Raw genomic sequence first — 1382 nt, forward strand, 5'->3', positions numbered from 1 at the left:
GGCCGCGCGGCGGCGCACGGCGGGCCGGCGGCGCCACGGGCGGGCGCGGCGGGCGGGCGGCCGTGCGGAGCGGAGCGAGCGGCGGGACGGACCCGGCCGGTGCGTGGCTGCGCTGCGACAGCCACGGCCCTCGGCCGCGTCGTCCGCCCGGTCGCTCCCACCCGGACCCCCGTCCGGGTGTTCGTGCTGTGCGGTGAGGCGTGGTGCTGCGGGCGGACCCCGTCCGGGCCCGCGCGTCCGGCCGACTACCCCGTCAGGAGACGAGGCCGCGGCGGAAGCCGTGCGCCACGGCCTGGGCGCGGTCCCGGACGCCGAGCTTGCGGAACAGCCGGCGGGCGTGGGTCTTCACCGTGTCCTCGGACAGGTAGAGCTCGCGACCGATCTGGCCGTTGCTCTTGCCCTGGCTCATCCCGCGCAGCACCTGCAGCTCGCGCTCGGTGAGCTGCACCCCCGGGTCGGCGGGCGCCCGGGGCGTGGGCACCGCGGTGGAGGCGAGGGTGTGGGCGAGGGCGGCCACCAGCTCGGGCCGGGAGGCGTCCCAGCGGAGGTAGCCCCGCGCACCGCCGGCGATGGCGGCGGCGATGCTGCCCGCGTCGTCCGGGGCGCCGAACACGATGACGTTCGCCTGCGGGTGGGCCGCCACCAGACGCCTGGTGGCCTCCACCCCGGTGGGCACCGCGCGCTGGGTGCCGACCAGGACGACGTCGACCGGCTGCCGGGAGAACCGGGCCAGCAACTCGTCCCCATGGGCGACGCAATCGATCCGGTGCACCCCCGGCACCGCGGACATCACGCGGGTGAGACCTTCGCGGACGCTGCGACGATCGTCGCAGATGAGTACCGTCGTCACGACGATTCCTTCCTGCAGCTTCCTGCAGCCGGGTGATGTGTCACCCTCCGCATCGGCGGGTGACCGGATCACCTTGACACGATCAGGGCGACTTTGTGCCCTCCATTCGGGACCTCTGCGCCGAACGGCACTCGTCATGTGGGTGATCGAGGTCCGAATGGAGTAATTACGTTACCGCGAGCCTCACCTCACCCGGAGACCGCTCCCCCCATCAGGCGCCGCCCCGTGCCCTCGGAACGGGCACGGATGACGCTCAGCGTGGCCGCCGCGGCGTGTCGTCGGCGTGCCGGACCGTTCGGCGCACCGACGGTCGACCGGAGCAACTGATCGGGCCGCCGATCGTGTCCTCCCCGCCCCTCGAACGGACGGCCGGGCGGTCGCGCGGTGGCGCCGGACGGATCGTCCGTTCCGGGAGCCCCGACACCGGCCGCACCGGTACCCGTCCGGGGCTTCCGGGAACCGGCCGGCGTTGCGCCCCCGAGGCCTTCCGGTTGCCGGTCCGCAGCGGCCGGGGACGGGGCCGCCGCGCCCC

The 1382-nt window shown here is 75.4% G+C and carries 1 protein-coding gene; it reads right to left on the reverse strand.

Features of this window, described 5'->3' with window-relative positions; all coding sequences use genetic code 11:
* Positions 1–253: 253 nt before the first annotated feature.
* Positions 254–850, reverse strand: a complete 597-nt coding sequence (locus ACFQH9_RS32050; RefSeq protein ID WP_037046231.1) for a response regulator transcription factor — start codon at positions 848–850, stop codon at positions 254–256.
* Positions 851–1382 lie beyond the last annotated feature (532 nt).

It is taken from the genome of Pseudonocardia lutea (assembly GCF_042658055.1).
GTDB classification, from domain to species: Bacteria; Actinomycetota; Actinomycetes; order Mycobacteriales; family Pseudonocardiaceae; genus Pseudonocardia; species Pseudonocardia lutea.